Below are 23,344 nucleotides of genomic sequence, written 5' to 3'. Positions count from 1 at the left end.
TCCGGCGCCGTAGCTGGAACTCGAGCGTTATCAAGACCCCTGCAGGAAACGATCATTTGCCCGCGCCGCAGCCGACCCAACGTCTAAACATCGCCGTCATCGGGTCCGGCATCGCCGGCCTGTCGGCCGCCTGGCTGCTGTCCAAGCATCACGACGTCACCCTGTACGAAGCCGACGGCCGGCTGGGCGGCCACGCCAATACGGTGGCGGTCGAGGGCGTGCCGGTCGACACCGGCTTCATCGTCTATAACGAGCCCAACTATCCCAATCTGGTGGCGCTGTTTAAGCATCTCGGCGTCGAGACCGTGGACAGCGACATGTCGTTCGGGGTCTCGCTGGACAACGGCGCACTGGAGTACAGCAGCAACAACCTGCTGGCCCAGAAGCGCAACGTGCTGAACTTCCGCTTCCTGAAGATGCTGCTGGACGTCACGCGCTTCTACAAGGCCGGGACCCGAGACCTGGCGGCGCTGGAGGCGGGCGGGCTGTGCCGGCTGGACGACTATCTGCGCCAGCAGGGTTTCGGCAAGGCCTTCGCCGAGGATCACCTGCTGCCCCAGGCCGCGGCCATCTGGTCGGCCTCGATGAAGGACATCCGCGAGTTTCCCGCCGCCGCCCTGCTGCGGTTCTTCGACAATCACGGTCTGATGCTGCCCATCGACAAGCGCCCAATCTGGCGCACCGTGGTCGGCGGTAGCCAGGCCTATGTCTCGCGCCTGGCCGCAGATTTCGAGGGCAAGGTGCTGCTGGGCCGGCCGGTGCGGCATATCCAGCGCGGGCCTGACGGCGTGACCCTCGAGGACATTACCGGCGAGGCGCTGCTCTATGATCACGTCGTGATCGGGGCCCATGCCGACCAGGCTTTGCGAATGCTGGACGCCCCGACGCCGGACGAGGTCGAGGTGCTGGGCGCCTTCCGCTACAGTCGCAACCGCACGGTGCTGCACCGCGATCCCGGCCTGATGCCGCGCCGCAAGGCCGCCTGGGCCAGCTGGAACCATGTCGGCCGCCGCGCGGGCGGCGGCGCGGGCGGCGTGACTTACTGGATGAACAAACTGCAGCCCCTGGACAGCGCCGATCCGTTCTTCCTGTCGCTCAATCCCGAGCGCACGCCCCGCGCCGAGACCGTTCTGCGCGATCAGGTCTATGAGCATCCGCTGTTCGATGGCCCGGCCATGCTGGCCCAGCGCCGCCTTTGGTCGCTGCAGGGCCGCGACCGGGTCTGGTTCTGCGGCGCCTATTTCGGCTCGGGCTTCCACGAGGATGGCCTGCAGGCGGGCCTGGCCGTGGCCGAGCAATTGGGCGGCGGACGTCGTCCGTGGGTGACGCCCAATCCGTCGAGCCGGATCTTCGTCGATGACCCGGCCGCAGACGACCTGCGCGAGCTGGTGGCGTGACCCAGGCGTCGGCGCTCTATGTCGGCGAGGTCGCGCACCAGAGGTCGCGGCCACGGCGTCATGGACTGCGCTATCGCGTCTTCATGCTGCTGCTGGATCTCGACGAACTGGAGGCGCTGGACCGGCGGCTGAAATGGTTCTCGCTGGATCGCTTCAACCTGCTGTCCTTCCATTCCAGCGATCATGCGCAAACCCCGGGGCAGGGGGTCAAGGCGATGGTGCAGGCCAGGCTGGACGCCCACGGCATCGACCTGCCGGACGCCAGGATTTCGCTGCTGTGCATGCCGCGCGTTCTGGGCCACGGCTTCAATCCGCTCAGTGTCTATTTCTGCCGTGACGAGACGGGCGAGCTGAAGGCCATCGTCCATGCGGTGCGCAACACCTTTGGCCAGCGTCACGACTATGTGCTGCCGGTGCGGGGCGAGCGCGGCGGCTGGGTGCGGCAGGCTAGCGACAAGATCTTTCACGTCTCGCCCTTCCTGCCGATGGACCTGCGTTACGTCTTCGAGATCGCTCCGCCGGGCGAGGCCGTACATGTGGGCATCGACGTCTTCGACGAAGAGGGGCTGAAACTGGCGGCCAGTTTCGACGGCCGGCGCGTCGAGCTGACCGACAAGGCTCTGGGACGGGTCCTGATGGGCCATCCGCTTCAGGTGGTCGGCGTTCTGGCGGGCATACACTGGGAAGCGCTGAAGATGGTGCTCAAGGGCTTTGGCCTGTTCGGCTCGCCCTCGCCGTCGGGCCTTTCCAGCCCGCAAGAAAAAGGCGGCGCAGGATAAGCCTGCGCTGCCGAGCGCGACTCCGCGCGCTCTATATCCCTTTCACCCCGGGAACAAATCCCGGGGTGACGGCGTATTTTCGGATTTGGACCCTCTGAGGTCAGGATCAACGGCTGCTGGGGGTCAGGCGTTGAGCCACGCCTCAAGGTCGGCCAGGGCGCGCAGACTCATCAGTCGCTTCTTGGCCCGGCCGCGCTCCTTCAGCGGGATCTTGACGCCGTCCTCGCCGGTCTTGGGCGCTTCCATCGGCGGCAGCAGGCCGTAGTTGATGTTCATCGGCTGGAAGCTGGTCTTGCCGGCTTCCACGTCGGCAGCGATGTGGCCGCCGGTGACGTGATCGACCAGGGCGCCCAGGGCGGTGGTGGCGGGCGGCGCCTCCAGCGTCCGGCCGAGGCGCTCGGCGGCGGCGAAGCGGCCGGCCAGCAGGCCGGTGGCGGCGCTTTCGACATAGCCTTCAACGCCGGTCATCTGGCCGGCAAAGCGCAGGCGCGGCTCGACCTTCATGCGCAGGCTGCGATCCAGCAGGCGCGGGCTGTTGATGAAGGTGTTGCGGTGCAGGCCGCCCAGCCGGGCGAACTGGGCGTCCTTCAGGCCCGGGATCATCCGGAACACCTCGGCCTGGGCGCCGTGCTTCAGCTTGGTCTGGAAGCCGACCATGTTCCACAGCGTGCCCAGCGCATTGTCCTGGCGCAGCTGGACGATGGCGTAGGACTTGACCAGCGGATCGCGCGGATTGGTCAGGCCGACGGGCTTCATCGGGCCGTGGCGCAGGGTCTCGCGGCCGCGCTCAGCCATCACCTCGATGGGCAGGCAGCCGTCGAAATAGGGGACGTGCTCCCACTCCTTGAACTCGGCCTTGGGGCCGTCGAGCAGGGCGTCGATGAAGGCCTCATATTCCTGCTTGTTCATGGGCAGGTTGATATAGGCCGCCGCGTCGCCGCCGGGGCCTTCCTTGTCGTAGCGCGACTGGCGCCAGGCGAGGTCCATATCGATCGACTCGAGGTGGATGATCGGGGCGATGGCGTCGAAGAAGCTCAGCTGGCCCTCGCCCGACAGCTCCAGGATCGCGTCGGCCAGGGCCGGCGAGGTGAGCGGACCTGTGGCCACCACGACGCTGTCCCAGTCCGCAGGCGGCAGGCCGGCGATTTCCTCGCGCTGGATGGTCACCAGGGGGTGGGCCTCCAGACGACGGGTGACCTCGGCCGAGAAACCGTCGCGGTCGACGGCCAGGGCGCCGCCGGCGGGCACCTGATGCTGGTCGGCGGCCGACAGGATCAGAGAGTCCATCCGGCGCATCTCGGCGTGCAGCAGGCCCACGGCGTTGAACTGCCAGTCGTCCGAGCGGAACGAGTTGGAGCAGACCATCTCGGCCAGGCCGTCGGTATGGTGCGCCTCGGTGCGGATGGGACCAGAGGGCTCGTCGCGTCGCATCTCGTGCAGCACGACGGGCACGCCGGCGCTGGCGATCTGCCAGGCGGCTTCGGAACCGGCGAGGCCGCCGCCGATGACGTGGATGGGGGCGATGGAGGAAGTCTGAGTGCTCATGCGCGCCCTCATACCCCCGGCTGTCGCTGAACGAAACCTGAGTGTAGGCTCACGGGAGGTCAGCGCGTTTGGCGCGGGCGAGCGCGGGGGAAGCAGATGGCCAAGATCTCGGTAGCGGGTTCGGCGTTCGCGGGCTTTGGGGTCATCGCGCGCCATCCGGGAGCGGTCGTGACCTGGGGCATTGTGATGCTGGTCCTGTCGCTGGCGCCGGTGCTGGCGCTGATCCCGCTGATGGGGCCCGAGCTCCTCAAGACCGTGGCGGCCATGATGCCGCCCAAGGACGGGCCGATCGACCAGGAGGCCATGCGTCAGATGATGCAGCTGCAGTCGGGCCTGATGCTGCTGCAGATCGGCGGCTGGCTGTGGAGCACCTTCATCAAGGCCCTGATCTGCTCGGCGGTGTTCCGCGCCGTGCTGGAGCCTAACCAGTCGCGCGGCGCCTTCCTGCGGCTCGGCGCGCAGGAGCTGTGGCTGACCCTGCTGTTCCTGGTGGTCAGCGTGCTGGCCTATATCGTCGCGGTGATTGCGGCCCTGGGTGTGGTGCTGCCGGCGTTCATCGTCGGTCTGGCCAGCGGATCGCAGGGGCAGGGCGCGACGGCGGGTATTCTCACGGCGGTCGGGCTTGGCCTGGTCGCGGTCGGGGTGTTGGTGTGGCTGGGCCTGCGCCTGTCCATGGCCGCGCCCATGACTTTCGCCGACGCTCAGTTTCGGCTGTTTGAATCCTGGTCGCTGACGCGCGGTTCGGCCTGGCGGCTGCTGGGCGTGGCGCTGCTGAGCCTGCTGATGGTTTTCGTCCTGGAGCTGATCGTGGCCGGCGTGGTGCTGGGCGCGATGTTCGCGGCGGGCGGGCCGCCGGTCTGGCTCAACGATCCTCAGGCCGTGCAGGCGTTCCTGGCTCAGCCGCCGCTCGATCTGCTGCGCCGCGTCTGGCCGTGGCTGGCTGTGGTGGGTCTGGTCGGGACCCTGATCGGGTCCTGTCTGGTCGCCCTGTTCTGTGCGCCGTGGGCGGCCGCCTACAGGGATCTGAGCCTGCAGCGGGACGCGTAACGCGGCGCGGGCGCCACGTCCGGCGGAAATCCGTCCGAGCGTGAGCGCGACGCGTCGCAACCCGGCGCGGCGCGTCGTAAACAGGCTGCTCCGCGCGACTCAGGCCGGGCAGTTTGACAGGGGCGTGCGATGATGGATCGATCGGTCGCGATCGGGGCGACCGTTCGGGCGGGGGTGGCGGGCCTGGGCCCGTCGGTTCGCGCCTGCTGGGCCGCTCTGCTGACCGCCGTCGTGATCAGTGTTCTGACCCGCGTCCTGCCGCCGTCCGTGAGCGGTCTGGCGCCGCTGGCCGAGATCATCGCCATAGCCCTGGCCCTCGGGGCGCTCTATCGCCACGCCTTTGGCAAGTCCGCCGGTCTGGCCGGTCTGCGCTGGGGTCTGGATGAGTGGCGGTTGCTGGGCGTTCAGGCCCTGATTGCGGCCTTCCTGTTGGTGGTGACGGCGGTGCTGCTCCTGGTGGTCGGCGCCATCGCCCTGGGCGTGGCGCGGGCCAATGCGCCGGGCTTTGACGCCACCTCGTCCCAGGCCTGGCGCGACGCCCTGGCCGGTTCGGGACCCGGAACCATCGTAGCCGGCGCCGCGCCGCTGCTGGGCCTGGCCCTGCTGCTCTGGCTGGCTGTGCGCCTGTCCCTGGCGGCGGCGGCCTCGGTGGACCAGTCGGGGGTGCGGGTGCTGAGCGCCTTTCCGCTGACGCGCGGCGTCGCCCTGCAGGTGCTGGTCGCCGGCGCTCTGCTGGCGGCGCCGGTCGCGGCCCTGCTGGCGGCGTTCAACCTGGTCGGACGCTGGGCCGGTCCAGGCTTTGACGGCGTGCTGGCGGCGCTGGGCGCGGTCTTTGGCTATGTCTATCTGGCGCCGGTCTGGACCGGCGCGCTCGTTCACGTCTATCGATGCCGCCATGCGCCGGCCGTGTCGCCTTCGCGGGATGTCTAGATGACCTTGCTTTCGCCCGTCGACGCCGCCCTCGAAGGGCTGAGGATCATGCGCCGGCATCCCGTCGTGGTGCTGGCCTGGGCCGGGTTCTCGCTGGTGACGCTTCCGCTGCTGGGCCTGCTGGTCAAGATGGTGCTGGGCGAGCAGGACCGCGCCGATCTGGCGCTGCGCTCGTCGTCGGCCGACCCGCGCGAGATCCTCGACATCGTCTCTCGCCTGGGCGGGGTGATGGTGCTGCTGATCATGCTGGCCCTGGTGCTGGGCGCGATCCTGTCGGCGGCCATCATGCGCGCCGTGCTGCACCCCGAGCAGCGGCGCTGGGCCTATCTGCGGGTCGGCCGCGAGGACCTTCGCCTGCTGGTCGTGTCGCTGATCCACTGGGCGGCCACCCTGATGGTGATGGTGATCCCCGGCGGCGTCGTGGCCCTGGGAACGGCGTTGCTGGGGGGCACGCCCGTCGCCGGCTGGTTCGGCTTCCTGGGCGCCCTGACCGTGATCGGCCTGTCGACCTGGGTGGCGGTGCGGCTGTCGCTGCTGGCGCCCCACGCCTTCATGGTCGGCCACATTGATCCGCGCGCCGCCTGGCTGCTGACCCACGGCCAGTTCTGGCGACTGCTGGCCATGCTGGTCATCGTCATCGTGCTGTGCGTGATCGTCTCGATCCTGGGCGCCACGGTTTCCAGCATCGTCGGCGCGGTGCTCGCCGGGGGCCTTGAAGACCCCATCGCCGGCGGCCCGGCGGCCAGCCACCCGCGCCTGATCCTGGCCCTGCTGGCCAATCTGCTGCTGGCCCCGGTGTTCCTGACCCTGCAGGCGGTGATCGTCACCTCGGCCCCCGCCGCCGCCCTGCGGCAGCTGACGGCGGGCGAGGCGTAAAGTCAGCCTAAAGTCGATTTGAAGTCCTATTTCTTGTCATCCCGGAAGCCTCGCAGAGGCTGTCCGGGACCCAGGGGGCGACGCATCGCGGTTGCCCCTGGGTCCCGGCTCTCCGCTTCGCTGCGGCCGGGATGACAAGCTTATTTTGAGCTTGAACTTGGAGTTAGACTTAGGCCGCCGCGCTGGGCCGTGATCCCACGCGTTCGCGCCACGCGCCCAGATGCGGCGTCTCCGCCGGCGCCTCCAGGCCGATGAAGCTGGCGAAGTCGATCGTGGTCTGGGCCACGATGTCGGCGATGGAATAGGTCTCGCCGGCGATGAAGGCGCGGCCGTCGGCCAGTTCGCGATCCAGCCACTTCATGGCCCTGGCCACGGTCTCGCGGTTGGATTCGCCGAAGTCCTTGTTCTGCGTGAGCAGGGCGGCGGTCAGCGGATGGGCGTGGCGCCAGAACATGCCGACCGGGATCAGCAGCTGGAACTCGATCCGCCGCACCCACATGTCGATCTGGGCCTGCTCCAGAGCCGTGGCGCCGAACATCGGCGGATCTGGATGCAGGGCCTCCAGATAGCGGCAGATCGCGACGCTCTCGCTGATCATCGTCCCGTCGTCCAGTTCGAGCGTGGGGACCTGACCCAGGCTGTTGCGGGCCTTGTGCTCGGGCGACTTGTGACCGCCCTGGCGCATGCCGATGCGGATCTCCGGCAGGTCGACGCCCTTCTCGGCCAGGAAGATCCGCACCCGGCGCGGATTGGGCGCGGGGTTGGCTTCGCCATAGAGCTTCATCGTCGATCCTCCCGGATTGGCGACGCTGACGGCCGCTTTCAAACAGATGTTAGAGTTGGCGAGGCGCGGCGGGCAAGCGGCATTCGCGCTCAGGTCGATTTCGACGTCCACGCCCTGTCGAAACGCCGCAAACCTTGTTACGCGTAGCGCTTGTCTCGTTCCGTCCCCGAGGGCCGCATGTCCAAGTTCTCCGCCTCCGACGCCGCCTTCGTCGGCTTCCGGCTCGTGCGGGAGCATCCTCGGACCATTGCGCTGTGGGCGGCGCTGATGACGGTGCTGTCGTTGCTGACCAGCACCCTGACCATCAAGGTGGCCGGTCCGCAGCTGAACGCGTTCATGGCGCTCAGCGCCGACAACAACGCCTCCCCCGAGGAGATGTTGGCGATCATGGGCGGCCTGGCGCCGCTGATGGGCGTATCGCTGGTCTATAGCCTGGCGCTGTATTCGGTGATGCTGGCGGCGGTGAACCGCATGGTCCTGCAACCGGGCGACAGCCGCTCGGCCTATCTGCGCTTTGGCGCGGAAGAAATGCGGCAGGCCGGGACCCTGATCCTGGTGAATCTGATCATTCTGGCGGTCTATGTCACGGCCATCCTGCTGTCGGCCATCCTGGTGGGGATCGGCGTGGCGGCGGGGGGCGGCGCCATCGCGGCGCTGACGGGCCTGATCGGCTTTGTCGGCGTGGCCTGCCTGATGATCTATTTCGCCGTGCGGCTGTCCTTTGCCTCGACCATGACCTTTGACACCGGCCGCATCGCCATCCGGGCCTCCTGGGCCATGACCAAGGGCCACGTCGGCGCGATGCTGGGGGCCTATGTGCTGGCGGTGGTGATGGCGGTCATCGTCTATCTGCTGATCATGACCATCGTGGCCGCCGTGGGCGTGATCGCCTCGGGGGGCATCGGCGGCCTTGGCGGCCTGTTCGAACCGGACATGAGCTCGCTGGAGACCTTCTTCACGCCGATCGGCCTGGCGCGGGCGGTGTTTGCGGGCGTGATCTCGGTGCTGACCTCGCTGATCATCTTCTCGCCGGCCCCGGAGATCTACCGGATCCTCAAGGCGGGTGGGGCGGAGCCGGTCGAGGCCTGATGACTTGGCCCTTCCCCCCATCAAGGGGGAAGGGAGCAGTCTAAGCCCGCTTGCTCTTCTTCAGCTCCGCCACCCGCGCCTTGCGGCGCACTTCGTGGCGGTCCAGCACGTCCTTCAGATAGCGCCCGGTCCAGCTGGCCTCGACCTTGGCCACGTCCTGGGGCGAGCCTACGGCGACGATCTCGCCGCCGCCGTCGCCGCCTTCGGGGCCGAAGTCCAGCAGCCAGTCGGCGGTCTTCACCACATCCAGGTTATGCTCGATGACGACCACGGTGTTGCCCTGGTCGACCAGCTCATGCAGCACTTCCAGCAGCTTCTTGGTGTCTTCGAAGTGCAGGCCGGTGGTGGGCTCGTCGAGGATGTAGAGCGTGCGGCCGGTGGCCCGCTTAGACAGCTCCTTGGACAGCTTCACCCGCTGGGCCTCGCCGCCCGACAGCGTCGTCGCCGACTGGCCGACCTTGATATAGGTCAGGCCCACGCGCTTGAGTGTTTCCATCTTGTCGCGGATCGGCGGCACGGCCTTGAAGAAGTCGGCGGACTCCTCGACGGTCATGTCGAGAATGTCGGCGATGGTCTTGCCCTTGAACAGGATGTCGAGGGTCTCGCGGTTGTAGCGCTTACCCTTGCAGACGTCGCAGGTGACGTAGACGTCGGGCAGGAAGTGCATCTCGATCTTGATCAGGCCGTCGCCCTGGCAGGCCTCGCAGCGCCCGCCCTTGACGTTGAAGCTGAAGCGGCCGGGGCCATAGCCGCGCGCCTTGCTTTCCGGCAGCTGGGCGAACCAGTCGCGGATCGGGCCAAAGGCGCCGGTGTAGGTCGCCGGGTTCGAGCGCGGGGTGCGGCCGATGGGCGACTGGTCGATGTCGATGACCTTGTCGAAATTCTCCAGCCCCTCGATCCGTTCGTGCTGGGCCGGGGCCTCCGACGCATTGTTCAGGCGACGGGCGGCGGCCTTGTAGAGGGTCTCGATCGTGAAGGTCGACTTGCCGCCGCCGGAAACGCCGGTGATGCAGGTGAAGGTGCCCACGGGGATTTCGCCGGTCACGCCCTTGAGGTTGTTGCCGGTAGCGCCGATGACGCGCAGCATCTTCTTCCTGTTGATCGGCCGGCGCTCTTGCGGAACCTCGATCTCGCGGGCGCCGGTCAGGTACTGGCCGGTGATGCTGTTGGGATTGGCCATGATGTCGGCCGGCTTGCCCTCGGCGACGATCTCGCCGCCGTGCACGCCGGCGGCCGGACCCATGTCGATCACATAGTCGGCGGTGAGGATGGCCTCCTCGTCATGCTCGACGACCAGCACCGAATTGCCCAGATCGCGCAGGCCCTGCAGCGACTGCAGCAACCGGGTGTTGTCGCGCTGGTGCAGGCCGATCGACGGTTCGTCCAGGACGTACAGCACGCCGGTCAGGCCCGAGCCGATCTGGCTGGCCAGACGGATGCGCTGGCTCTCGCCGCCCGACAGGGTGCCCGAGCCGCGTGACAGGTTCAGATAGTCCAGACCCACATCGACCAGGAACCGAAGGCGATCATTGATCTCCTTCAGGATCCGTCGTGCGATCTCCATCTGCTTGTCGCTGAACTGGGCTTCCAGGCCGGCGAACCAGTCCTTGGCCGGACGGATGGCCAGCATCGAGACGGCGGCGATGTCCATGCCGGCGATCTTCACCGCCAGGGCTTCCGGCTTCAGGCGCTTGCCGTGGCAGACCTCGCAGGGGGTGTCGGACTGGTAACGGCCTAGCTCCTCGCGCACCCAGGCGCTGTCGGTCTCGCGCCAGCGGCGTTCGAGGTTGGGCATCACCCCCTCGAAGGGCTTCTCGACCTCGTATTTGCGGGCGTTGTCGTCATAGATGAACTTGATCTTCGTGCCGCCCGAACCTTGCAGCACCACGTCGCGGGCGCTCTGGGCCAGCTTGTGCCAGGGCTCGTCCATCGAGAAGCCGTAGTGGCGGGCCAGGGCCTGCAGGGTCTGGGTGTAGAGCGGCGAGGGGCCCTTGGCCCAGGGCGCGATGGCGCCCTGGTGCAGGGCCTTGTCCTTGTCGGGCACCACCCGGTCGGCGTCGAAGGCCAGCTTGGCGCCCAGGCCGTCGCAGGCCGGGCAGGCGCCCGCCGGATTGTTGAACGAGAACAGGCGCGGCTCGATCTCGGCGATCGTGAAGCCGCTGACCGGACAGGCGAAGCGTTCCGAGAACAGCAGCCGCTTGGGCTCTTTCTCGCCCTCGTCGATCGTGGCCCATTCGGCCACGGCCAGACCGTCGGCCAGGCGCAGGGCCTGCTCGATGGAGTCAGCCAGGCGCTGTTCCATGTCGGGCTTGGTGACGATGCGGTCCACGACCACGTCGATGTCGTGCTTGAACTTCTTGTCGAGGGCCGGGGCGTCCTCGATCGGATAATATTCGCCGTCGATCTTCAGCCGCTGGAAGCCGGCCTTCTGCCACTCGGCGATCTCTTTCTTGTACTCGCCCTTGCGGTCGCGAACGACCGGGGCCAGCAGATAGAGACGCGTGCCCTCGGGCAGGACGGTGATCTTGTCGACCATCTGGCTGATGGTCTGGCTTTCGATCGGCAGGCCGGTGGCGGGCGAGTAGGGCGTGCCGACCCGCGCCCACAGCAGGCGCATGTAGTCGTGGATCTCGGTGACCGTGCCGACGGTCGAGCGTGGATTGCGCGAGGTGGTCTTCTGCTCGATCGAGATGGCCGGCGACAGACCCTCGATCAGGTCGACGTCGGGCTTGCTCATCAGTTCCAGGAACTGGCGGGCATAGGCTGACAGGCTTTCGACGTAGCGCCTCTGGCCCTCGGCATAGATGGTGTCGAACGCCAGCGAGCTCTTGCCCGAACCCGACAGGCCGGTCAGCACCACCAGCTCGCCGCGCGGGATGTCGACGCTGACGTTCTTGAGATTGTGCTCGCGGGCGCCGCGCACGCGGATGAAGTTCAGTTGTTCGGCCATGTTTTCCGGAACGCAGAGAGCCGCCAGGAGGGTGCAGCGCGGCGGCTATATGTAGGGCTCGATCCGGGAATTAACACAAGAACAAGATGCGAACAAACGTCGCGTCCCCGAAGCTGCGCCGCCTGCTGCCAGTAGGTGTCAGCAGGGTGTCACGGCGCGGGGTTTGGTTTCCGGCGCTTAACCGCCTTTGAAAGCGCCATCTTCAGCAGTGTCTGGCTCAATGGCTCCAGAAACGGAGCGCATCATGAGCAAGGCCGCCAAGCCCGCCAAGGCTGACAAGCAGGAACAGGGCAAGCAGGCGATCCGTGACGCCCAAGGCGTCAAGCCGCGCAATCCGGTCGTCGACTTCATGGTGTTCATCGGCGGCGTCGGCTCGCTGATCTATGTGTTCAACACCATCGCGCCGAACTAGAGCAAAGGTCGCCATGATTGCATCATGTCGTTTGCTCTAGATTATTGTTTTGACGCGTTATTTCGGCGGCGAACCGGTATCCACTTCGCCGAATAACGCTCTAGGCGCGACCACCGTCTGAAAGGGCGGCCCAGGAGAATTACAGGCCAGGCCGGTTGTTTTGCTGCGACGCCGCGCCACATCAGGGTCTCGCGCCGCCGAGCGGCGCCTTTCCCTTGAGGACGGCCTCCATGCCCACGCTTTTCGACCCGCTGCGCCTCGGCGACCTGGATCTGCCCAACCGCGTGATCATGGCGCCGCTGACCCGCCTGCGCGCCGGCCCGAGCCAGACCCCCAATGCGCTGATGGCCGAGTATTACGCCCAGCGCGCCAGCGCCGGCCTGATCATCTCGGAAGGCGTGCCGGTTTCGCCCCAGGGCGTCGGCTATGCCGGCGTGCCCGGCATCTGGTCGCAGGAACAGGTCGAGGGCTGGAAGCAAATCACCCGCGCCGTTCATGACAAGGGCGGTCGCATCTTCATGCAGATCTGGCATGTCGGCCGGATTTCCGACCCGTCGCTGCTGAACGGCGAGCTGCCTGTGGCGCCCAGCGCCGTTGCGGCCAAGGGCCATGTCAGCCTGCTGCGCCCCGAGCGGCCCTATCCCACGCCGCGCGCCCTGACGACGGACGAGGTCAAGGGCGTGGTCGAGGATTTCCGCCGCGCTGCCGCCAACGCCAAGGCCGCCGGCTTCGACGGCGTCGAACTGCATGGCGCCAATGGCTATCTGCTCGACCAGTTCCTGCAGGATGGCTCCAACCAGCGCACCGATGACTATGGCGGCCCGATCGAGAACCGCGCCCGTCTGCTGCTCGAAGCCACCGACGCCGCCGTCTCGGTGTTTGGCCCGGGCCGCGTAGGCGTCCACCTGGCCCCGCGCGCCGACGCCCACGCCATGGGCGATTCAGACCTGGCCGCGACCTTCGGCTATGTGGCCAGGCAGTTGGGCCAGCGCGGCATCGCCTTCATCTGCGCCCGCGAATATCAGGGCGATGACAGCCTGGGCGTGGCGCTGAAGGCGGCGTTCGGCGGCGTCTATATCGCCAACGAGAAGTTCACCGGCGAGACCGCCAATGCGGCGGTGCAGGCCGGCCAGTACGACGCCATCGCCTTCGGCAAGGCCTATATCGCCAATCCCGACCTGGTCGAGCGCCTGCGGATCGGGGCCGAGCTGAACGCCCCGGTTCCGTCGACCTTCTATGGTCCGGACGAGAAGGGCTACACGGACTATCCGGCTCTCGAAGCCGTTCCGGCCTAGTCGCGAAGCTGGGCGATCGAGCGCCTGAGGTTCTCGCGAGCCAGGGCCTCGAAACGTAGTTTTCCCCAGTCCGACATGTAGAGGGCTTCCCGCGCCAGGAAGCCCTCAAGGATCGCGGCGCGCCCCTGGCGAAAGGCCTCCTCGGGGACCTCGCGATACTCATGTCGGACGCCGGCTTCGTAGGCGTCGAAAACGGCGGTGGGCGCGGCCAGGATCGAAAGGTCCATGTCGAGGAACCGCGCCATGTCGGCGGTTTCGCCTTCGGGCAGGTCTGCGGGAATGGCGTGTCGCGCGGTCGCTTCGATCAGCCGAATGGCGCGGTCCAGGCTCTCGCCCGGAATGACGTCCTGCAGCATCGTTCGGGCGAGCACCGCGCTACGCGTCTCGTTGTCGGAGCGGCGGGGTTCATAGATCACGTCGTGCAGAACAATGGCGCAATAGACCGCTAGGGGATCGTCCAAATCACCCTCTGTCTCGGCGAAAAGGCGCAGCAGGGCCTGAGGGTGGCTCCAGCCGTGATAGCCACGATCAGGTCCCGAATGCAGCTCGGCGATTTCCGCGATCAAGGCTTCGTCGAGCAATGGCGTCTCCTGCGCTACAGCGGCGTTTCCATCCGGGAGACCGGTTCCAGGGCTACGTCGCCTGATGGCGAAACTGGAAGCAGCGTGTCGAAAGCTCAATCCGCTGGATCGAAGCGACCCGCTAAGCCTTCTTGTTCAGCGTGATGGCCGTGCCGCTGGAGACCGGATTGTTCATCCGCGCCCCGGCGCCATAGCCCGAAGCGGGCGCGCGCTGGTTGGCGATCTCTTCGGCCACGGCTTTCACCAGGCCTTCGGTCACGGTGCGGGCGGCGTTGAGGGCGCGCGCCTGGCGGGCCAGGACAGCGTCGAAGGCCTCGGTGGCGCGGATCAGGCGCAGGCGCAGGGCGACGTCGGCGCTGGAGATCAGGGCGATATTGGCCCGCACCCGCGCCGACTCGTGCCGGTAGAGATTGGCCAGCTTGGCCGTTTCCTCGACATACTGGGCCGCGTCCTGCGGACGGCGGGCTTCGAAGGCGGTGGCCTCCTTGGCGATCAGGTCGGTCAGGCGCTCGGTCAGGATGACCAGCTGGTCGACGCGGTCGTTGGGATCGTGTGCGGCGAGGGCCATGACTAGTCCTTCAACCCTTGAAGCTTGAGCATTTCACGCTGGACGGTGCTGGCCAGGCCGACGCCGCCGGCCTTGGAGACTTCCTTGGCCATCGACTCGGTGAGCAGCGACTTGAACATGTCCTCGGCCTGACCGCCGCCGAACGGCGCGGCGGTTTTCACGCCGGCGAACATCGACTGCATCATCACCGACAGGAACGAGGCCTCGAACTTCTCGGACGTTTCCTTGATCTGTCCGCGCTTGAGCAGTTCGGCGCTCGAGGCGGGCGCTGTGGTCGAGGCCTGCAGATTGGTGATCGGGGGAGAGGTCAGGGTCAGGGCGCTCATCACATCACCTCGATATCGGCTTGCAGGGCCCCGGCGGCCTTCACCGCCTGCAGGATCGAGATCATGTCGCGCGGGGTCACGCCCAGGGCGTTGAGGCCGCCGACCAGGCTCTTGAGCGAAGCGCCGCTGCTGAGCGTGATCAGCTTCTTGCCCTTTTCCTCGTCGACACTGACGGCAGATTGCGGAACCACGGCGGTCTGGCCCTGGCTGAACGGGGCGGGCTGGCTGACGGCCGGGCTCTCCTGGACCGAGATGGTCAGATTGCCCTGGGCGATGGCCACCTGGCTGATGCGGACATCGTCACCCATCACGATCACGCCCGACACCTCGTCGATGATCACCTTGGCCGGGCCGTCGGGCTCGACCTGCAGGTTCTCGATGGCGGTGATGAAGCTGATCATGTCCATGCCGGCCGGCGGGCGCACGGCGACGATGGTCGGGTTCTGGGCCTGGGCGCTGCGGGGGAACTGGCCGTTGATGGCGTCGGCGATGCGGCGCGAGGTGGTGAAGTCGGGATTGCGCAGGGTCATGCGCAGCTCGCCCATATTGACCATCTGGAAGCCGGTTTCCCGCTCGATGATGCCGCCGGCGGCGATGCGGCCGGCCGTGGGCACGCCCTTGGACACCGAGCTGCCCGAAGCCCCGCCGGCCGAGACCGATCCGGTCTGCACGCTGCCCTGGGCCACGGCATAGGTCTGGCCGTCCGCGCCCTGCAGGCTGGTGACCAGCAGGGTGCCGCCCAGCAGGTTCTTGGCGTCGCCCAGGGTGGAGACGCTGACATCCACCTTGGCGCCCGGCGCCGCGAAGGCCGGCAGGTTGGCGGTGACCATCACCGAGGCGACGTTCTTGGTGTTCAGATTGGCGTCGCGCACATTGACGCCCTGGCGCTCCAGCATGGCCTCGAGGCTCTGCTTGGTCATCGGGGCGTTGCGCAGGCTGTCGCCCGAACCGTTCAGGCCCACGACGATGCCATAGCCGATCAGCTGGTTGTCGCGCACGCCTTCGAACGAGACGATGTCCTTGATCCGTGACTTGGCGAACGCGGGGCCCCCCACCAGGGCGCAGGCCGTGGCGATGAGGGCGAAAGCGGTGCGCAGACGTAAACGCGACATGGCTATCCTGACGTGGGGAGACGTCCCCATGCCGACCCATGCCAAAAGCGGGCCAATCTCAAAGGCTTGAGTCGTAAGGCTTTGTGCGTTTTGACGCAGGCGCCAGAGCGCCCTTGGGCAGAATCTGCCCGGCATTAACCATACTTCAAGCGCCAGACTGGATTATGGGGAGGTGGCGAGAACTGTGACTCGCTTCACGGACTATGGAGCAGCTTACCCATGAAGGTTTCGAGCACGGGGAGCGTAGGCGCGAGCGGCGCATCGCGGGCCAAGGCTTCGGGAAGCGGCGCCAGCTTTTCACTGCCTTCAGTCAATGGCGCCAGTGGCGCCGCCAGTGTGGCCCAGGCGGGCGGCGTGGCCGGGATCGGTTCGCTGGATGCGCTTCTGGCCCTGCAGGCCATGGGCGATCCGCTGGAGCGCCGCAAGCGCGCGGTCAAACGCGCCGACGGCATTCTCGACATTCTGGGTGAGGTCAAGATCGCGCTGCTCGACGGCGATGTCTCAACCGCCACCCTGGACCGGCTGACCCGCGCTATCCGCGAGCAGCGCGATTCGACGGATGATCCCCGGCTCGAGGGCGTGCTCAACGAGATCGAGACGCGAGCGGCGGTGGAAAAAGCCAAGCTCGAACAGGCGCGGGGCGGCTGATGGTCAGGCGGCGACCACGGACGATATCCACGGGCGCGCCATCAGCGAATTCAAGATGTTGCGCGTCGCGGTTTGGCGCGTTTCTGGCCAAGTCACAGGCCGGGTTTGAAGCCGAACGCGCGAGTGGAGCGCGCCTGAACGCGCCACTCACGCGAGGTTCATTGAACGCGGCTATTCTTTTGGTATAAGCACCCGGCCTGTCCAAGGCTGAGTTCATCGGGGCGTGAGGCGTTAATGCAAACGGCCACTGTTCTAGTCGATACGAAGACCTATCGCCCTTCCGAGGGCGAAGAGTTTATGAATGCGCGTCAGCTTGAGTACTTCAAGGGCAAGCTGAACGAATGGAAGGATGAGATCCTTCGCGAATCTCGCGAAACGGTGGCTCACCTCCAGAAAGAAACCGAAAATCACGCCGATCTGGCCGATCGCGCGTCTTCGGAAACTGATCGGGCGCTTGAACTGCGCACCCGCGACCGCCAGCGCAAGCTGATCTCGAAAATCGACCAGGCCCTGCGCCGCATCGAGGACGGATCTTACGGCTATTGCGAGGAAACGGGCGAACCGATCGGCCTGGCCCGGCTGGATGCTCGCCCCACGGCGACGCTCAGCCTGGAAGCCCAGGAACGTCACGAGCGCCGCGAACGCGTGCACCGCGACGACTGACGGCCTTCACCGGCCTATGTGTTTTGAAGCGGCCTCGGGCGAAAGCCCGGGGCCGTTTTTCGTTTGAGGAGCAGGCCCCGCCCCAAGCCGATGTATCCTTAGTGCGAGAGCAGCATGGGGACCGGAAGATGATTGAGCATGTGTTCGGTCGCTCCGCCCAAGAAGAACTCCCTTGCCCGCGAATGGCCATAGGCTCCCATGACGAACAGCCCGGGACGGTTCGCTGCGACATAGTCCGAAAACACGACCCCTGTTCGACGTCCATCGCCGTCTATCTCTTCGGCCACGGCGCTTATGCCGTGGGCTCTAAGATGCCGCACGACGTCCCGGCCCGAGCCCGAGCCGGTGGACGCTTTGTCATTTGCCACGGTGAGCACCGTGATCTCACGAGCTTTCCGAAGGATCGGCATGGCGTCGGCCATGGCGCGCGCCGCCGTGCGGCTCCCATCCCAGGCAAGCACAACGGTATTCGGACCGCTGAGTGGCAGATCCGCGTTCCCCGGGCAGAAGGTTAGAACAGGGCGTCCTGACCCAAAGGCGACGGCCTCAAGGACAGCGCGCTGACCGTCCGACTGGGAAGCAACAGGCACGATACACAGGTCGCGCGTCCGAGACCGCTCAGCAACATAGGCCGCGACAGCGTAGAGGTCAGCTTTCGCGTGGATAGCCTCGCCCAAAACGCCCAATTCGCGAGCCTTTGATGCGAACGTCGCAAGCGCCGCGACGCAGAACTCGCGGCTCTTTCGCTCCTCTTCCGCCGCCATGTGGCTGAGGCCGATCACATAGTTGGCCAGACGATTCTTTGGAGGCTGGATGTCCACCTCAACCGCGATAGCTGACAAGACCCCGCCAACCGAGGCGACAAATCGCACGGCTTGATCAATCGCCTCAGTCGAAGTCGCTTCGGGGTAAGCGTCAAGATGAAGTACAATGTCCTGCAGCGGCATGATTTTGTCTCCACAAAGCGTGGATAGACTGTGGACGCTTGGGATTTTCGGACTTTGATCTAAGTCAACGCTGCCAGCTTCATACGAACGGCGGACCACCACTTAGGGGGCTCCGGCCAGGGTCCGCTTCCAGCCCCTCACCACATCGTCCTGGCCGCCCGCTCGGGCCATTCGCGGTCATAGGTCTCGCCGCCGACCTCGCCGGCCGTGACCGCCGCCAGCATGGCGCCGGGGGAGGGGATCGTGGCGGGGTCGACCTGGCTCTCGGCCTTCCACAGCCCTGACCGCACGATGGCGCGGGCGCACTGGAAATAGGCCTCCTCGACGGTGATCACCATGACCGTGCGCGGCGCCTTGCCGTCGATGGCGAAGCTGTCCAGCAGGTCGGGATCGGCGCTGATCATCGCCCGGCCATTGACCCGGAAGGTGGTGCCCGAGCCAGGGATCAGGAACAGCAGCGCGACCCTCGGGTCACGGACCACATTGCGCAGGCTGTCGATGCGGTTGTTGCCGCGCCGGTCGGGCAGGATCAGGGTCCGGGGATCAGCCACGCGCACAAAGCCAGGCCGGTCGCCGCGCGGGCTGCAGTCCAGACCCTCGGGGCCGATCGTCGCCAGGGCGACAAACGGTGAGGCCTCGATCAGCGCCTGATAGTGGGGTGTGATCTGGGTCGCCACCTTGACCAGCGACGCCGCGACGGGGGTGGTGTCATAGAGGGCTTCCAGCGCCTCCAGGCTGTCGATCACGCTCATCTGGCCCTCCCGCACGATGGGCCGAGCCTAGTCACACAAGGGGAGGCGCGGAAGGCGTCAGGATGAAAAGGCCCGGGCGCAGGCCTCGGCCAGGCGCCGGGGTGATATCGGCTTGCCGACCACCGGCGGCTCGCGGCCCAGCAGCAGATCCGAATTGCCGGTGACATAGACCACGGGGATCGCGCCCAGCTGTTTGTGAATGGCCTCCACCGCTTCCACGCCCGTGCCGCCGATGATGCGGTAGTCGGCGGTGATCAGGTCGGGGGTGCGGGCCATGGCCATCGCCAGGGCGTCTTGCGGGCTTTCGGCGATGTCGAAGCTGGTGAAGCCCTGTTCGGCCAGCAAGGCCTCCACCTCGAAGGCGATCAAAATCTCGTCCTCGATGATCAGGGCATGTCGGGCTTTGATATGCACGGTCATTCGCCGATGCCTTATATTTCGTCCCTTGGTGATTTCAGCGCTGACATAGAGGCTCGCGCCAGTCTCGTTTTCGTGATGCTGCAGGTGCTCACATAATCAAATCGCCCAGGATTCGCAGAAAAACCAGAGTGCGATCGACGGTTCAAATGTAAACAATCTGCATTTTTGGGTTTTGGACGCGATTTGCGTAAGGTCTTGGCCCCGCGACCATTGCGTGAGGTCCTGATTTGGTAGAGCGTGCGCGCGGCCTGAGATCGGCAAATCTGGGTTCCCCCAAATTGGGGTTTGCCAGCGCCTCTATTGTGATTTCGGCGCCCCTCGAACGACCTCTGGAGGCGACGCGGCGGGCCAATCCGCGCTATGCAGGCAAAAAAGCCCGCAGGAGCGCCCGCCCATGTCGCAAGACACCCCCCTGATTCCCTCTCCGCTCATCCTGACCGAGAAGCGCGGTCACATCGCCATCCTGACCCTCAACCGTCCCGAGGCCATGAACGCCCTGGGCGCGCCGGGCGACGGCGACCAGGTGGCGGCCGCCTGCGAGGCGATCAATGACGACCAGGACATCCGCTGCGTGATCCTGACGGGCGCGGGCCGGGCCTTCTCGGCCGGCGGCGACGTCAAGGCGATGAAGGCCCGCGAGGGCGCGTTCGGCGGCAATGGCGTCAAGGTCCGTGACGGCTATCGCAAGAACATCCACCGCATCGTCCGCGCCATCTATGGCCTGGAGGTCCCCTCGATCGCCGCCGTCAATGGCGCCGCCATCGGCCTGGGCTGCGACGTGGCCTGCATGACCGACATCCGCATCGGGGCCGACACCGCCAAGTTCGGCGTCACCTTCCTGAAGCTGGGCCTGATCCCCGGCGACGGCGGCGCCTGGCTGATGCCGCGCACCATCGGCATGAGCCGCGCCGCCGAACTGCTGTTCACCGGCGACGTCATCGACGCCGCCAAGGCCGCCGAATGGGGCCTGATCAGCAAGGCCGTCCCCGCCGACACCCTGATGGACGAAGCGATGGCCCTGGCCACGCGCATCGCCCAGCAGCCGCCGCACGCCCTGCGCATGGCCAAGAGCCTGCTCAAGCACGGCACGACCGCCAGCTATGACACCCTGATGGAGATGAGCGCGGCCGCCCAGGCCATCGCCCACCACACCGAGGACCACATGGAAGGCGTCGACGCGATCCTCGAAAAGCGCGCTCCGGTCTTCAAGGGCGCCTGAGGTCATGGGCAAGGAAGCGCGGGGCGTCTGGGGCCACCTGTCGGACGGCGACTGCGAGGGCAAGCTCCTGTGGGAGTTTCCCAAGCTGATCTTCCGCGGGGCTCATCGCGGCATCTTTCAGGGCCACGCCCTGCGCTACATCAAGGTCGAGGGCAACGATCTGGTGCTCAACGACGGCACCCGGTTCGAGATGGAGCCGGGCGAGGCCGACAAGTGGCTGCACGCCATCCTCAATCCGCCGGGCCGGCTGGACAAGCTGGGCGTCAAGCCCGGCCAGACGGTCGTGGTGCTGGCTGTGGAGGACGAAGAGTTCCTTGAGGAACTGGTGACCCGCGTCGAGCCGGTCGAGGCCGAGGAGAACATCGACCTGCTGTTCCTGGGCGTCGAGGATCTGGCCGATTTCGATCAGCTGGAAGACCTGATCGGCGGCCTGGGTCCCAAGGGCGCAATCTGGATCGTGGCCCAGAAGGGCAAGGGCGCGCCGCTGAAGGACACCGAGATCCTGGCCGCCGCGCGTGGCCAGGGTCTGGTCGACACCAAGGTCTGCAGCTTCTCCAAGACCCACAGCGCCCTGCGGTTCGTGAAGCGCAAGGCCGGTCCGCCGGCGGCGTCCAAACCGGTCGAGGATGACGTCGCCTTCGACGACGAGATCTGAGGGCGGGGAAGGGCGATGTTTCCAGTTCGGCGCATTCGTCCTTCCCGCCGCCTTTCCCCTTATGTGAAGGCGTTCGAGGAGCGGGTTCAGCGGCTGGACGCCACCGTCGTGCTGCGCCCCCTGCCGGCGCGGACCGAGCAGTTTCTCGAGTTCTACCTGGCTGACCGGTACCGCGTGCGCGAGATCGCCACGGGCGCCGTCGAGACCGCCCCCGACACCGTTCTGGTGGGGTTGCAGACCTATCGCAGGGTGGATGTGATGCTGGCGGGGGCGCTGCGCCTGTTCACGATCCAGTTCACGCCGACCGGCTTCTCGACCCTGTTTGGCCCGTCGACGGCGCAGCTCACCGATCAGGCGTTCGCCGGGAGCGATGTGCTGGGACCCGAGGTCTCGTTGATCGCCGAACGTCTCGAGGCCGCGCCCGATCTTGCGGCTCGGGTCGCCATCGCCGAGGCCTGGCTGGCGCCGAGGGCCCAGGGCTATGCGCCGGACCCTGTCGCCTGGGCCGCACGGCGAATGACGGCCCTGCATGGCGGCGTCCGGGTGGCGGATCTGGCGCGGGCTGCGGACCTGGGGGAGCGCCAGTTCGAGCGCCGGTTCACCCGCGCAGTCGGCGTGTCGCCCAAGCGCTACGCCCGCGTGCTACGGTTTCGCGAGGCCCTGCGGCTGAAGGCCGAGGGCGTCGAAAGCGGCTGGGCCTCGGTGGCTCAGGCCGCCGGCTATGTCGATCAGGCGCACATGATCCACGAGTTCCAGGCGCTGGCCGGCGAGAGCCCCGAACGCCTGATGGCGAAGATGGCCCCGGCGCGGGAAATCGTCGTGCCCGGTGTCGGAAATCTACAATCGAGTCCGCTCAAGTCCTCCTAGCTTGCGTCCGCGAGGATGGGTGGAGCGGGACGGATGATCGGACGACGAGCCTTGTTGGCAACGGGAGGAATTGCGGTGGTGGGACTGGCGGGAGAAGCGCGGGCGGCCGAAGATGGCGTCGCGGCGATCGAGGGGCTGGTGAAGGCCCTGCTGGCGGCCTGGAACGCCACCGACGCCCAGGCCTATGCCGATCAGTTCTGGCCTGACGCCAGCTGGATCAATGTGGTGGGCATGCACTGGCGCGGCCGCGACCAGGTGGCGTTCGCCCACAAGGCCTTCCTGTCGACCATCTTCAAGGACTGCAAGCAGACCCTGGTCTCGATCGAGGCGCGCATGGCGGCGCCGGGCGTCGCCCTGGCGGTGGTGACCATGATCCAGGACGCCTACACCACGCCGGACGGCAATCGCATGCCGCAGGCTCAAGACCGTCTCAGCCTGACGGCGGTTCAGAGAGACGGCCGCTGGCTTCTGATCCATGGCCACAACACCATCATCAACCCGCAGGCGGCCAATAACGACCCCGTGCTGAAGATGAAGGGCTGAGCCTCAGGACGCCTGGGGCAGGCCGCCCTCCGGCCGGGGCGACAGCGTCGCCAGCAGCCGCGCTTGCTCGGCGGGGCGGCGATAGAGGAAGTCCGCCGGCAGGCCCAGGCGCTGGCTGGCTCGGCAGGGCGGGGAGCCTGGAATCGGGATGCGGTCGGCCAGCCTGCCGGCGGCCTTCAGCATCAGGCTGTCGATCAGGCTCAGGTCATAGTCGCGGCCCAGGGCCAGCTTCTGGCGCACGACGGGCGGCAGCAGGGAAATCGAGGCCCGCGCCAGGGCCCGGTGCAGGGCCTTGGGCGCGTTGGGCGCGGCCTGGCCCGACTGGATGATGCCGATGAACTCCTCGACGATCGGGTGCGGCTCGAAGCGGTCGACCAGCCTGTCCAGCATCATCAGAAAGTCGGCCGTAGAGCTGGGCGAATAACGCACGCCGTACAGGTGGGCGATGGGATGGGCCTCTTCATAGAAGCGGGTCTTGTCGGCCTCCGACAGGGGCGAGACGAAGCGGTCATAGGCGTTGAGAAAGCCATAGCCCGCCGTGGCGCTGACCCAGTCCAGCAGTTCGACATCCAGGGCCTTGTAGGCTTCGCCGTCGGGCGTCTGGCCGGCCACGCGGCTGTGCATGTTGGTCACGCCCTGGATCACCCGCCGCGCGGCGCTCTGCGGGCCATAGACCCCGACCATGGCCGCGATGCCGGTGCGCTTGGAGCGGCCGATGGGATCGGCCTTGTAGGTCGAGTGATCCCAGACTCCGGAGCGGATGCGGGCGTCGGCGAACTCCAGCAGCACCGCCGCCACCCCGCCGATCACCAGGGCGATGGGGTTCTTGTAGATGCGCCAGTGCACCGAGCCGGGGTCCAGATAGGCCGCCTCGCCCGGTGGCGTGGCGTAGTCGATCTTCCAGCCCAGATAGGAGGACGGCGCTGTCATGGTGTTTCT

General features: G+C 66.9%; 25 protein-coding genes and 1 pseudogene. 14 read left to right on the top strand and 12 right to left on the bottom strand.

The features are described from left to right. Positions 1–56: 56 nt before the first annotated feature. Together ACW176_RS19985 and ACW176_RS19980 are read left to right on the top strand one after the other, a co-directional pair. Positions 57–1,397 carry an NAD(P)/FAD-dependent oxidoreductase gene (locus tag ACW176_RS19985; protein WP_492110376.1) on the top strand — a complete coding sequence of 447 codons (1,341 nt, stop codon included), beginning with the start codon at positions 57–59 and terminating at the stop codon, positions 1,395–1,397. Continuing rightward, the gene (locus tag ACW176_RS19980; RefSeq protein WP_492110375.1) at positions 1,394–2,176 is read left to right on the top strand and encodes a DUF1365 domain-containing protein; all 783 of its coding nucleotides are present in this window, start codon (positions 1,394–1,396) and stop codon (positions 2,174–2,176) included. Before ACW176_RS19985 ends, ACW176_RS19980 begins: the two co-directional genes overlap by 4 nt. 123 nt (positions 2,177–2,299) lie before the next feature. On the opposite strand, the gene trmFO is transcribed toward ACW176_RS19980, so the two are convergent. Next, the gene (trmFO, locus tag ACW176_RS19975) at positions 2,300–3,721 is read right to left on the bottom strand and encodes a methylenetetrahydrofolate--tRNA-(uracil(54)-C(5))-methyltransferase (FADH(2)-oxidizing) TrmFO (RefSeq protein ID WP_492110374.1); all 1,422 of its coding nucleotides are present in this window, start codon (positions 3,719–3,721) and stop codon (positions 2,300–2,302) included. Between the two features lie 96 nt (positions 3,722–3,817). Here trmFO and ACW176_RS19970 point away from each other — a divergent pair, with 96 nt between their 5' ends. The 3 genes from ACW176_RS19970 to ACW176_RS19960 all read left to right on the top strand — a co-directional run bounded on the left by ACW176_RS19970 (position 3,818) and on the right by ACW176_RS19960 (position 6,574). Further along, entirely contained in the window at positions 3,818–4,768 is a 951-nt protein-coding gene (locus tag ACW176_RS19970; RefSeq protein ID WP_492110373.1) for a hypothetical protein, read from the top strand. Positions 4,769–4,900: 132 nt separating this feature from the next. Next, positions 4,901–5,698: a hypothetical protein gene (locus ACW176_RS19965; RefSeq protein ID WP_492110372.1), complete on the top strand. Its 798-nt coding sequence runs from the start codon at positions 4,901–4,903 to the stop codon at positions 5,696–5,698. After that, the gene (locus ACW176_RS19960; protein WP_419317841.1) at positions 5,699–6,574 is read left to right on the top strand and encodes a hypothetical protein; all 876 of its coding nucleotides are present in this window, start codon (positions 5,699–5,701) and stop codon (positions 6,572–6,574) included. A 26-nt stretch (positions 6,575–6,600) separates the two neighbouring features. On the opposite strand, the pseudogene ACW176_RS19955 reads toward ACW176_RS19960, so the two are convergent. Then, a pseudogene (locus ACW176_RS19955) lies at positions 6,601–6,714 on the bottom strand (hypothetical protein); the annotation flags it as partial. Positions 6,715–6,743: 29 nt separating this feature from the next. Next, positions 6,744–7,358, bottom strand: coding sequence for a glutathione S-transferase family protein (locus tag ACW176_RS19950; RefSeq protein ID WP_492110371.1), 615 nt, complete (start codon positions 7,356–7,358; stop codon positions 6,744–6,746). A 177-nt stretch (positions 7,359–7,535) separates the two neighbouring features. Here ACW176_RS19950 and ACW176_RS19945 point away from each other — a divergent pair, with 177 nt between their 5' ends. Beyond that, a complete protein-coding gene (locus ACW176_RS19945; protein WP_492110370.1) occupies positions 7,536–8,447 on the top strand; it encodes a hypothetical protein in 912 nt (303 codons plus the stop codon). A gap of 40 nt (positions 8,448–8,487) precedes the next feature. On the opposite strand, the gene uvrA is transcribed toward ACW176_RS19945, so the two are convergent. Then, positions 8,488–11,397: an excinuclease ABC subunit UvrA gene (gene uvrA / locus ACW176_RS19940; protein ID WP_492110369.1), complete on the bottom strand. Its 2,910-nt coding sequence runs from the start codon at positions 11,395–11,397 to the stop codon at positions 8,488–8,490. A 244-nt stretch (positions 11,398–11,641) separates the two neighbouring features. Here uvrA and ACW176_RS19935 point away from each other — a divergent pair, with 244 nt between their 5' ends. Beyond that, positions 11,642–11,809 (top strand): hypothetical protein, encoded by a 168-nt coding sequence (locus tag ACW176_RS19935; protein WP_419317833.1) that lies wholly within the window; start codon positions 11,642–11,644, stop codon positions 11,807–11,809. A 230-nt stretch (positions 11,810–12,039) separates the two neighbouring features. Further along, positions 12,040–13,104, top strand: a complete 1,065-nt coding sequence (locus tag ACW176_RS19930; protein ID WP_492110368.1) for an alkene reductase — start codon at positions 12,040–12,042, stop codon at positions 13,102–13,104. On the opposite strand, the gene ACW176_RS19925 is transcribed toward ACW176_RS19930, so the two are convergent. The 4 genes from ACW176_RS19925 to ACW176_RS19910 form a co-directional block, all read right to left on the bottom strand. Beyond that, on the bottom strand, positions 13,101–13,685 hold the full coding sequence (locus ACW176_RS19925) for an HD domain-containing protein (protein ID WP_492057911.1): 585 nt from the start codon (positions 13,683–13,685) through the stop codon (positions 13,101–13,103). The genes ACW176_RS19930 and ACW176_RS19925 overlap by 4 nt on opposite strands. A gap of 121 nt (positions 13,686–13,806) precedes the next feature. Continuing rightward, on the bottom strand, positions 13,807–14,253 hold the full coding sequence (locus ACW176_RS19920) for a flagellar basal body protein (RefSeq protein WP_419252052.1): 447 nt from the start codon (positions 14,251–14,253) through the stop codon (positions 13,807–13,809). A 2-nt stretch (positions 14,254–14,255) separates the two neighbouring features. Beyond that, the gene (locus ACW176_RS19915) at positions 14,256–14,579 is read right to left on the bottom strand and encodes a rod-binding protein (protein ID WP_419317824.1); all 324 of its coding nucleotides are present in this window, start codon (positions 14,577–14,579) and stop codon (positions 14,256–14,258) included. Continuing rightward, on the bottom strand, positions 14,579–15,691 hold the full coding sequence (locus ACW176_RS19910) for a flagellar basal body P-ring protein FlgI (RefSeq protein WP_419317822.1): 1,113 nt from the start codon (positions 15,689–15,691) through the stop codon (positions 14,579–14,581). Before ACW176_RS19910 ends, ACW176_RS19915 begins: the two co-directional genes overlap by 1 nt. A 219-nt stretch (positions 15,692–15,910) precedes the next feature. On the opposite strand from ACW176_RS19910, the gene fliX reads away from it, so the two are divergent. Together fliX and dksA are read left to right on the top strand one after the other, a co-directional pair. Beyond that, positions 15,911–16,339, top strand: coding sequence for a flagellar assembly regulator FliX (fliX, locus tag ACW176_RS19905; protein WP_419252049.1), 429 nt, complete (start codon positions 15,911–15,913; stop codon positions 16,337–16,339). A 234-nt stretch (positions 16,340–16,573) separates the two neighbouring features. Next, positions 16,574–17,002: an RNA polymerase-binding protein DksA gene (gene dksA, locus ACW176_RS19900; RefSeq protein WP_492110367.1), complete on the top strand. Its 429-nt coding sequence runs from the start codon at positions 16,574–16,576 to the stop codon at positions 17,000–17,002. 98 nt (positions 17,003–17,100) lie between these two features. On the opposite strand, the gene ACW176_RS19895 is transcribed toward dksA, so the two are convergent. The 3 genes from ACW176_RS19895 to ACW176_RS19885 form a co-directional block, all read right to left on the bottom strand. Next, a complete protein-coding gene (locus tag ACW176_RS19895; RefSeq protein ID WP_492110366.1) occupies positions 17,101–17,949 on the bottom strand; it encodes a universal stress protein in 849 nt (282 codons plus the stop codon). A gap of 137 nt (positions 17,950–18,086) precedes the next feature. Next, on the bottom strand, positions 18,087–18,701 hold the full coding sequence (locus ACW176_RS19890) for a pyridoxamine 5'-phosphate oxidase family protein (RefSeq protein WP_492110365.1): 615 nt from the start codon (positions 18,699–18,701) through the stop codon (positions 18,087–18,089). Positions 18,702–18,758: 57 nt separating this feature from the next. Beyond that, entirely contained in the window at positions 18,759–19,121 is a 363-nt protein-coding gene (locus tag ACW176_RS19885) for a response regulator (RefSeq protein ID WP_492110364.1), read from the bottom strand. A 394-nt stretch (positions 19,122–19,515) separates the two neighbouring features. On the opposite strand from ACW176_RS19885, the gene ACW176_RS19880 reads away from it, so the two are divergent. The 4 genes from ACW176_RS19880 (at position 19,516) to ACW176_RS19865 (ending at position 22,405) form a co-directional block, all read left to right on the top strand. Continuing rightward, positions 19,516–20,340, top strand: coding sequence for a crotonase/enoyl-CoA hydratase family protein (locus ACW176_RS19880; protein WP_492057900.1), 825 nt, complete (start codon positions 19,516–19,518; stop codon positions 20,338–20,340). Between the two features lie 4 nt (positions 20,341–20,344). Beyond that, positions 20,345–20,995, top strand: a complete 651-nt coding sequence (locus ACW176_RS19875; protein WP_492110363.1) for a DUF3052 domain-containing protein — start codon at positions 20,345–20,347, stop codon at positions 20,993–20,995. Positions 20,996–21,010: 15 nt separating this feature from the next. After that, complete coding sequence (locus ACW176_RS19870; RefSeq protein WP_492110362.1) at positions 21,011–21,862, top strand: helix-turn-helix domain-containing protein; 852 nt, start codon at positions 21,011–21,013, stop codon at positions 21,860–21,862. A gap of 78 nt (positions 21,863–21,940) precedes the next feature. Next, positions 21,941–22,405, top strand: coding sequence for an SgcJ/EcaC family oxidoreductase (locus ACW176_RS19865; RefSeq protein WP_492110361.1), 465 nt, complete (start codon positions 21,941–21,943; stop codon positions 22,403–22,405). A gap of 3 nt (positions 22,406–22,408) precedes the next feature. Here ACW176_RS19865 and ACW176_RS19860 read toward each other — a convergent pair whose 3' ends face one another. Continuing rightward, positions 22,409–23,335 carry an oxygenase MpaB family protein gene (locus ACW176_RS19860; protein WP_492110360.1) on the bottom strand — a complete coding sequence of 309 codons (927 nt, stop codon included), beginning with the start codon at positions 23,333–23,335 and terminating at the stop codon, positions 22,409–22,411. Between the last annotated feature and the right edge of the window lie 9 nt (positions 23,336–23,344).

Source organism: Caulobacter sp. FV1ye13L (assembly GCF_058681155.1).
Note: the sequence above shows the minus strand (reverse complement) of the source record. Positions and strands in the feature narration are given on the sequence as shown.

Coding starts and splice junctions, on each gene's coding strand:
- trmFO (WP_492110374.1), bottom strand. CDS start 3,721: ATGAGCACTCAGACTTCCTCCATCGCCCCCATCCACGTCATCGGCGGC.
- ACW176_RS19970 (WP_492110373.1), top strand. CDS start 3,818: ATGGCCAAGATCTCGGTAGCGGGTTCGGCGTTCGCGGGCTTTGGGGTC.
- ACW176_RS19965 (WP_492110372.1), top strand. CDS start 4,901: ATGGATCGATCGGTCGCGATCGGGGCGACCGTTCGGGCGGGGGTGGCG.
- ACW176_RS19960 (WP_419317841.1), top strand. CDS start 5,699: ATGACCTTGCTTTCGCCCGTCGACGCCGCCCTCGAAGGGCTGAGGATC.
- ACW176_RS19950 (WP_492110371.1), bottom strand. CDS start 7,358: ATGAAGCTCTATGGCGAAGCCAACCCCGCGCCCAATCCGCGCCGGGTG.
- ACW176_RS19945 (WP_492110370.1), top strand. CDS start 7,536: ATGTCCAAGTTCTCCGCCTCCGACGCCGCCTTCGTCGGCTTCCGGCTC.
- uvrA (WP_492110369.1), bottom strand. CDS start 11,397: ATGGCCGAACAACTGAACTTCATCCGCGTGCGCGGCGCCCGCGAGCAC.
- ACW176_RS19935 (WP_419317833.1), top strand. CDS start 11,642: ATGAGCAAGGCCGCCAAGCCCGCCAAGGCTGACAAGCAGGAACAGGGC.
- ACW176_RS19930 (WP_492110368.1), top strand. CDS start 12,040: ATGCCCACGCTTTTCGACCCGCTGCGCCTCGGCGACCTGGATCTGCCC.
- ACW176_RS19920 (WP_419252052.1), bottom strand. CDS start 14,253: ATGGCCCTCGCCGCACACGATCCCAACGACCGCGTCGACCAGCTGGTC.
- ACW176_RS19915 (WP_419317824.1), bottom strand. CDS start 14,579: ATGAGCGCCCTGACCCTGACCTCTCCCCCGATCACCAATCTGCAGGCC.
- ACW176_RS19910 (WP_419317822.1), bottom strand. CDS start 15,691: ATGTCGCGTTTACGTCTGCGCACCGCTTTCGCCCTCATCGCCACGGCC.
- fliX (WP_419252049.1), top strand. CDS start 15,911: ATGAAGGTTTCGAGCACGGGGAGCGTAGGCGCGAGCGGCGCATCGCGG.
- dksA (WP_492110367.1), top strand. CDS start 16,574: ATGCAAACGGCCACTGTTCTAGTCGATACGAAGACCTATCGCCCTTCC.
- ACW176_RS19895 (WP_492110366.1), bottom strand. CDS start 17,949: ATGCCGCTGCAGGACATTGTACTTCATCTTGACGCTTACCCCGAAGCG.
- ACW176_RS19890 (WP_492110365.1), bottom strand. CDS start 18,701: ATGAGCGTGATCGACAGCCTGGAGGCGCTGGAAGCCCTCTATGACACC.
- ACW176_RS19885 (WP_492110364.1), bottom strand. CDS start 19,121: ATGACCGTGCATATCAAAGCCCGACATGCCCTGATCATCGAGGACGAG.
- ACW176_RS19880 (WP_492057900.1), top strand. CDS start 19,516: ATGTCGCAAGACACCCCCCTGATTCCCTCTCCGCTCATCCTGACCGAG.
- ACW176_RS19875 (WP_492110363.1), top strand. CDS start 20,345: ATGGGCAAGGAAGCGCGGGGCGTCTGGGGCCACCTGTCGGACGGCGAC.
- ACW176_RS19870 (WP_492110362.1), top strand. CDS start 21,011: ATGTTTCCAGTTCGGCGCATTCGTCCTTCCCGCCGCCTTTCCCCTTAT.
- ACW176_RS19860 (WP_492110360.1), bottom strand. CDS start 23,335: ATGACAGCGCCGTCCTCCTATCTGGGCTGGAAGATCGACTACGCCACG.